We start from the raw sequence: 7,645 nt of genomic DNA, 5'->3' as shown, positions 1-7,645 counted from the left end.
TGCGCGCGCGCGACGACGGCAGCCGCTTCTGGCAGCGCGGCAAGGTGGCGCTGCTGTGGCTGGTGCTGACGGTCATTTCGGTCGTCGCGGTGAACGGCGGGATGAAGGACCGCACCGGCAACAACTACGTCAACGAGCTGTCCGGCAACGGCATCTACCAGTTCTTCAACGCGTTCCGCAGCGGTCACCTCGACTACGCGAAGTTCTACCGCACGCTGCCGGACGACGAGGCATTCCGCCGCGTGCGCGAGATGCTGCAGACGCCGGAGGCAACCTACGTCAGCGACGACCCGCGCGACCTCACCCGCGCGATCCGCCGGGTCGGCCCGGAGAAGCGCCTCAACGTGGTGCTGATCAGCGTGGAAAGCCTGTCCGGCGACTACCTGGGCACGTTCGGCAACCCCGACCACATGACGCCGTACCTCGACTCGCTGGTCAACCAGGGCCTGTTCTTCGACAACCTGTACGCGAACGGCACGCGCACCGTGCGCGGACTGGAAGCGCTGTCGCTGTCGGTGCCGCCCACGCCCGGTGATTCGCTGCTGAAAGAGCACAACAACGAGAACCTGTTCTCGCTGGCCACCGTGTTCAATGACCGCGGCTACCAGTCGGACTTCGTCTACGGCGGCTACGGCCAGTTCGACAACATGAACTATTTCTTCAGCCACAACGGCTATCGCGCGGTCGACCGGCGCGACATTCCCAAGACCGCCACGATCCACGGCGAGAACGTGTGGGGTGTGTCCGACGAGGACCTGTACACGCTGGCGCTGGGCCAGATGGATCAGATCCACGCCGAGGGCAAGCCCTTTTTTCTGCACGTCATGACCACCTCCAACCACCGCCCGTTCACCTTCCCCGAGGGCCGCGTGAAACAGCCCAACGGCACCCGCCAGGGCGCGGTGGCATACACCGACTGGTCGATCGGCGATTTCATCCGGCGCGCGCGCGAGAAGCCGTACTTCGACGACACCATCTTCGTGATCACCGCCGACCACTGCGCCTCCAGCGCGGGCAAGACCAGCGTGCCGGTGAACCGCTACCACGTGCCGCTGTGGATCTACGCGCCGAAGCACATCACGCCGCAGCGGGTGGACCGCTTGATGGGCCAGGCCGACATCGCGCCGACCCTGCTCGGCCTGCTCAACTTCAGCTACCGCTCGCGCTTCTTCGGCTACGACCTGTTCCAGCTGGAACCCGGCCGCGAGCGCGCGTTCCCGGCCACCTACGAGAAGCTCGGCTACCTGCACAACGACGTGCTCACCGTGCTGGAGCCGCAGCGCAAGCTGGAGCAAATGAAGCCGGACTACGCCAGCGGCGACGCGGTTCCGCTGGTGCCGCAGAACGAAGAGCAGATCGCCCAGGCCGTGGCCTACTACCAGGTCGCCAGCGAACTGTTCAAGCGCGGCCAGCTGGTGCGTCGGCCGGAGGATTCGACGCCGGTGGAACCGCTGCCGGCGGAACCCGCTACCGCGCCGGCACCCGCCAGCTCGGTGGCTGTAGCGGCTGGTTCAACGCCCGCGCCGGCGCGTTGAGCGCGCTTCCACGCTCGCCAGCACGCTGGCGAGCGGTGTGTGCAGCAGCAGCAGCGCGATGACGATGCCGACGCCATCGGCCAGCACGTCCAGCGCATCGGCGTCGCGCGGCGGATCCAGCCACTGCGCGAACTCGATGAAGACACCGAACGCCAGGCAACCCAGCGCGGCCCAGCCGCGCGCACGGCGCAGGCGGTAGACGTTGCCCCACCAGCCCATCAGGCAGGTGAAGGTGGTGGCGTGCAGCAGCTTGTCGCCGTACGGGACATCCAGCGTGATGCCGGGGTCCGGGCGCAGCGCCATCCACAGCACCCACAGCATGATCGTGCCGCCCAACGCGACCCAGGCGCGATGCCAGCGCAGCCGTCCGGACGGCTGAACCGTTTCGCGCTCGGTCAAAGCCGCTCGCCCTGGTCGGCGGCGAGCAGCTCGGCCGGCAGCGGCAGCGCTTCGAGGCCGCGCGCCAGCAGCATGGCCTGGAAACGTTCGCCCATCTGTTCGGGCAGCATCAGCCGCTTCGCCTGCTGCGCCAACCGGTAGCGGCCGTGCTCGTCGGCGATCGCCGCGTGCTCGCGCTCGAACACGTCCTGCAATCCCGCGCCGATCAGGAACTGCGCCTGCGGCAGGTAGCCCGCCACGCCGAAACCAGCGCTATTGCCGGCCTCGGCCAGCGCGGTGAAGTCGACCGAGGCAGTGAGGTCGTTCATGCCCGGCAGGTACAGCGGATCGCTGTGCGCGTGGTGGCGGTAATGCGCCATCAAGGTGCCGTCGTCGCGCTCGGGCAGGTAGAACTCGCGGCGCACGTAACCGTAGTCGATGAACAGCAGCAGGCCCGTCGTCAGCGCACCGGCGACCGCCTGGATCCAGTACGGCAGCTGCGGCAGGATCTCCGAGCGATAGCCATCGGCAAAGTCGACGCCGAGATCGCGCTCGACATGGCGCACGGCGGCGGACACCAGCGCATCGGCCGGGCGGTCGACGCGCATCAGGCGGCCCTCGCCATCAAGCGCCACGTGCTCCTCGTAGACCTCGCCCTGACGCATCGCAAAGCGCGTGGCCGGCAGCGCGTCGATGACCTCGTTGGCGAACAGCACGCCGCGCCAGTCGTGCTCGGGCGGGCGATCCAGCCACTGCACGCGGGCGTTGAGCCCGGCCGGCAGGTGCGCCAGCAGGCGTTCACGCTGGCGCTCGCGCAGATCGGCGCTGGGTTCCAGGATCAGGTATCGCCGCGGCAGCGTGCCGCTGGCGGCCAGCGCCTTCAACGCCGCCTCGGCGAACGCGCCGCTGCCGCCGCCCAGTTCGAGGAAGTCCGCCTCGTCGCCGAGCATCGCCAGCACCGGCTGCACTGCATTCACCACACAGCCGGCGAACAGATCGCCCAGCTCCGGCGCGGTGACAAAATCGCCGGCCGCGCCGAACTTGGTGCGGCCGGCGCTGTAGTAGCCCAGCCCCGGCGCGTACAGGCAACGCTCCATGTATTGCGAGAACGGCATCGGCCCATGCGAGACAATCTGTTCGCGCAGCAGCTGCAGCAGGCGGTCGGAATGGGCGCGTTCGTCGGCGCTCGGTTCGGGGAGGCGGGAGGGCATGGCGATTGTCGATCGTGAAAACGCGGCCAGCATAACGGATGGCGCCGCGTGCCCTTCATCGGCACCTGCAGATCAACCCGCCCTGCAAAACTGCCGCACGTTCTTGCGCTCAGAAATCCTTTTGCAGACTCAGGTACACGCCGCGCCGCGGGCCGAACTGCGGCGCGCCGACGCCGATGCCGCTGCCGTCGCGCAACTCGTACGTGCGGTCGAGCGCGTTGAGCACGGCGAACTGGGCATGCAAGTTGCCGAAGCGCTCGAACGTGAAATCGCGCGAGACGCTGAGGTTCAACTGGAAATACGCCGGCAGCGAGGCACCGTTCGGCACGTCGCCGTCCTTGCGCAGGCCGCTGCCGAACAGGTAATCGGCGCCGATCCGGGTGCTGTCGTTCAACGCGTAATGGATGCCGCCGGACGAGGTCAGTTTCTGGTCGTGGTCGAGGAAGATCCAGTGGCTGTTGACCCAGGCCAGGTCGTCCGGCGCGAAGTTGTACTGGCTGGTGATGATGCGCTTGCCGATCGCCTTGCCAAGCGACGCGTTGAAGTAGGCGGACAGCGGCCCCTGCTCGTAGTTGACGGTGAGCTCCAGTCCCTTCACCCGGCCCGCGGCGTAGTTGAAGGTGGAGTAGACCAGGGCGGAGCCGAACTGGCCCTCGTCCTGCAGGCGCCGCACCTTGCGGTAGTAGGCATCCAGGCCGACGGTCCAGGCGGAACCGATGTTCTGCGAGACGCCGACGTCGAAATAGTCCGAGCGCTCGGCCAGCGGCGTGTTGTTGCCCATGTCCGACACGGCGTTGGTGGTGCCGTCGAACTTGGCGATGTTGCTGCTCGCGATCATCTCGGTGGCCGGCGGCGTGAAATAACGCGAGTAGCCGGCGTGCACGGTGGTGCTGTCGGTGGCCTGCCAGACCAGGCCCAGGCGCGGGCTCAGCTGGCTCTCGCTGCGCACCAGTTGATAACGGTCGCCGCGCAGACCGTAGTTCAGCGTCCACGTGTCGCCGAGGCTCCACTCGTCCTGCACGTAGGCCGACCAGGTTTTCGCGGTGAGGCGGTTGTTGTCGAGGATGTTGATCGGCGCGGTGCTGACCTGGTTGCCGTCGGCGTCGGCCGGAAATACCCACGCGTCGTTGCCGCTGACCGCACGCTCGAAGCTGCCGTAGATGCCGTAGCGCAACGTGTGGCGGTCGCCCATCGGCATGGCGAAGTCGGCCTGCAAGGTGCTGGCGCGATTGCTGCGGATGACCGCGGAGGCGACGCCGTTGAACATCAGCTCGCCGATCCGGTCCGGCGCATAGGCGAGGCGGCTGTAGCGCTGGCCCACCGACACCTGGTAGTCGGTCGAACCCAGCTTGCCCTGCAGCGCCAGCACGCCGAAACGGGTGTTCTCGCGTTGGCGTTCGTCGAGGTCGGCGGAGTTGAAGTCGACCGTATCCAGACCATCCTGTCCAAGATAGGCAAACTGCGGCGTCTGGTTCGGGTTGTTGGGGATCTGAAAGCGGTTGTTGGCGACGCCGAACAGAAAGCTCAGGCGAGTGTCGTTGTCGATCAGGTAGCTGATGTCGCCGAAGCCCTTCACCTGGGTGGTGTGGTCGTGGATCGGCTTCCTGCTCGACGTGGGATTTTCGATACCGGCATCGTTCTCCATGTAGTTGCCGGTGAGGAACCAGCTCCAGCGATCGTTGCTGCCCCAGACCGACGCGTTCGGATTCAACGTACCGTTGCTGCCGCCGGTAATGCCGGCGCTGCCGCCGTTGCCGAGGTCGTGGCCGCTCTTCGTGGTGATGTCGACCACCGCCGCGGTGCGCAGGCCGTACTGCGCCGGCAGCGCGCCGCCGAGCAGCTTCACGGTGTGGATCGTGCGCGCATCGAGGCTTTGACCAAAGCCGCCGATCGACTCGGGAATGATCACGCCGTTGATGCGGTACTGCAGGTTCGCGTGGTCGCCGCGCACATGCAGGCCGCCGTAGGAATCCTGCACTACGCCGGGTGCCTGCAGCAGCACCTGGTTCATCGGCGTGGAGGCGCCCAAGGGCAGTTGCGCGATCGCCTTGTGGTCGATCACGTACTGGCTGCTGCCGGTATCCGGCGACAGTGCATTGCGCGCCTGGTCCAGCGCGCCGGAGACCGAGATCGCACTCAGGTCCTGCACTTGCGGCTGCTTGTTGCGACTGCCATCGCTCGCCTCGCCATCGGGGCTGGCGGCGGCGCTCGGCACCGCGTCGACGGCATGGGCGGCTGATGCGGCAAACGCCACGGCGAGGCTCAAGGCGAGCACGGAAGGCTTCATCGGGATTCCAGCAGGAAGGACAATTTCTATATGCAATGTTATAACATTACTGCACAGAATCCTGATGGCGCCTGCGCCAGAAGTCATGCACGCGAACCCGACGGCTACGGCCATTGACCCCTGCTTCATGCAGCGCGCCTAGACTGCAAGGAACGCGTGCGCGCTTCAGGAAGCGATCCATGACCCAGCCCAGTCGACAGGTACCCGCCGTCATCGCCCCGGTCGAACATGGCCGGATCACCGAGGCGATCCTCGACTTTGTCAGCCAGGTGCCGGACAGCAAGATCGCCAACAGCAAGGATCCCGCCAGCGAGGCCCGCCGGCTGGCCAACCGCGCCGCCCAGCGCGCCGCGCTCACCGCCGGTTCGTTGGCGCTGCCACCGGGACCGTTGGGCTGGCTGACCTTGCTGCCGGAACTGATCGCGATCTGGAAGATCCAGGCGCAGATGGTCAGCGACATCGCCGCTGCCTACGGCCACCACGCCAGCCTCGGCCGCGAGCAGATGATGTGGTGCCTGTTCCGCCACACCGCGGCGCAGGCGTTCCGCGACCTGGTGGTGCGCATGGGCGACCGGCTGGTGTTCCAGCGGATGTCCTGGGGCGTGGCCGAGCGCGTCGCCAAACAGATCGGCATCAAGCTCACCCAGCGCACGTTGAGCAAGGGCGTGTCGCGCTGGCTGCCGGTGATCGGCGCGCTTGGCGTGGGCGCCTACGCGTATTACGACACCGGACAGGTCGCCGGCACCGCGATCGAGCTGTTCGAGGGCGGCATCACCGTCGAGGGCGCGGGCGAGGGCGCGCAACCAAAGCCAAAGCGCCGCGTGGTCGATTCGCTGGTCGACAAGGCGGTGAGCAGCGCCGCGCGCAAGGTTGCCAGCACGACACGCAAGGTCGCCAGCCGGAGACCGCGCAAGCCGAAAGGCGAATAGCACGCGCTGCGGATGACGCCATCGCGGCTTTGCGGCAAGCTGCATGCTGGAGAACCACCGGAGCCGCTGCATGCCACCACGCCATGATCGTCCCGTCGCGCTGGTCACCGGCGCCGGCCGACGCGTCGGCGCGGTGACCGCGCGCACGCTGCACGCGGCCGGCTATGACCTCGCCCTGCACTATCGCCACTCCGCCGACGATGCCCGCGCGCTGGCCGACGAACTGGAACGGCAACGCGGCGGCAGCACCTTGCTGTTGCAGGCCGACCTGGCTGACCTGGCCACCCTGCCCACGCTGATCGAACGGCTGCTGGCGCAGTACGGCCGGCTCGATGCGCTGGTCAACAACGCCTCGGCGTTCTTCCCCACGCCGCTGGGCACGGCGACGCCGCAGCAGTGGGACGCATTGTTCGCCTCGAACGCGCAGGCGCCGTTCTTCCTTTGCCAGGCGGCGATACCGGCCTTGCGCAAGGCGCGCGGCGGCATCGTCAACATGATCGACATCTATGCCGAGCGGCCCCTGGCGGGGCACACCGTCTACTGCATGGCCAAGGCCGCACTGGCCGCGATGACGCGCTCGCTGGCGCTGGAGCTGGGTCCGGAGATACGCGTCAACGGCGTCGCGCCTGGCGCCGTGATGTGGCCCAGCGACGGCAAGCCCTACGACGACCAGCAGGCGATGTTGGCACGCACGCCACTGCAGCGCACCGGTGCGCCGGAAGACGTGGCCGGCGCAGTATTGTGGCTGTTGCGCGATGCGCCGTTTGTCACCGGGCAGATCATTCGCGTGGATGGCGGGCGCACGTTATCGGTGTGAGTTTCGCGGCCCGCGGCTATTTCTTCTTCGGCGCGAAGGCCTGCTGCAGCAACGCCTGGTCGAAACCAACGCTGGCTTCGCCCGCTTCCGCGTAGCGATACAGCGCGGCCGAATAGATGCCCTGCAGCGACGCCTGGATCAGCCCGAGCAGGGTCAGCCCCAGCACCACCACGGCCACCGCCAGCACGATCGCCACGGCCGACTGCAGCACGACCGCGCCGCCGATCAGCACCGCACCAAGCAACACCGCCAGCACCATCAGCAGGCCGAACACCACGCCGAGGCCGCCGTTGCCGATCAGGTTCTCGCCCCAACTGCGCTTGAGCAGCTCCACGCTGCGCTTGACCGCGTCGACCGGGCCCACGTCCTGGCTGGCCAGGATCGGCACCACCAGGAAGGTGGCCACGGTCCAGGCCAGGCCGATGAAGCCCACCACCAGCCGGCCGATCAGGCCGAGTCGCTCCTGGATCATCCGCAGCAGCAGGCCG

Annotated in this window: 7 protein-coding genes; 3 read left to right on the top strand and 4 right to left on the bottom strand. The window is 67.5% G+C overall.

Annotated elements, in window-relative coordinates; all coding sequences use genetic code 11:
• Positions 1-1,535 (top strand): LTA synthase family protein (locus tag ABD024_RS15550; protein ID WP_343855132.1); only part of this gene is annotated, 1,535 nt, incomplete at its 5' end.
• Here ABD024_RS15550 and ABD024_RS15545 read toward each other — a convergent pair.
• The 3 genes from ABD024_RS15545 to ABD024_RS15535 form a co-directional block, all read right to left on the bottom strand.
• Positions 1,512-1,856, bottom strand: coding sequence for a VanZ family protein (locus tag ABD024_RS15545; RefSeq protein WP_343855430.1), 345 nt, complete (start codon positions 1,854-1,856; stop codon positions 1,512-1,514). The two genes, ABD024_RS15550 and ABD024_RS15545, sit on opposite strands and share 24 nt — an antisense overlap.
• Before the next feature lie 74 nt (positions 1,857-1,930).
• Positions 1,931-3,124, bottom strand: a complete 1,194-nt coding sequence (locus ABD024_RS15540; RefSeq protein WP_343855127.1) for a class I SAM-dependent methyltransferase — start codon at positions 3,122-3,124, stop codon at positions 1,931-1,933.
• Positions 3,125-3,233: 109 nt separating this feature from the next.
• Positions 3,234-5,411 (bottom strand): TonB-dependent receptor, encoded by a 2,178-nt coding sequence (locus tag ABD024_RS15535; RefSeq protein WP_343855123.1) that lies wholly within the window; start codon positions 5,409-5,411, stop codon positions 3,234-3,236.
• 179 nt (positions 5,412-5,590) lie between these two features.
• On the opposite strand from ABD024_RS15535, the gene ABD024_RS15530 reads away from it, so the two are divergent.
• Entirely contained in the window at positions 5,591-6,340 is a 750-nt protein-coding gene (locus ABD024_RS15530; protein WP_343855119.1) for a hypothetical protein, read from the top strand.
• Between the two features lie 70 nt (positions 6,341-6,410).
• Positions 6,411-7,157: a pteridine reductase gene (locus ABD024_RS15525; protein ID WP_343855116.1), complete on the top strand. Its 747-nt coding sequence runs from the start codon at positions 6,411-6,413 to the stop codon at positions 7,155-7,157.
• A gap of 16 nt (positions 7,158-7,173) precedes the next feature.
• On the opposite strand, the gene ABD024_RS15520 is transcribed toward ABD024_RS15525, so the two are convergent.
• Positions 7,174-7,645 (bottom strand): DUF6159 family protein (locus ABD024_RS15520; RefSeq protein WP_343855114.1); only part of this gene is annotated, 472 nt, incomplete at its 5' end.

Origin of the sequence: Rhodanobacter soli (genome assembly GCF_039523495.1) — a bacterium.
Lineage (GTDB): Bacteria > Pseudomonadota > Gammaproteobacteria > Xanthomonadales > Rhodanobacteraceae > Rhodanobacter > Rhodanobacter soli.
This window is presented reverse-complemented; position numbering and strand designations above follow the sequence as displayed.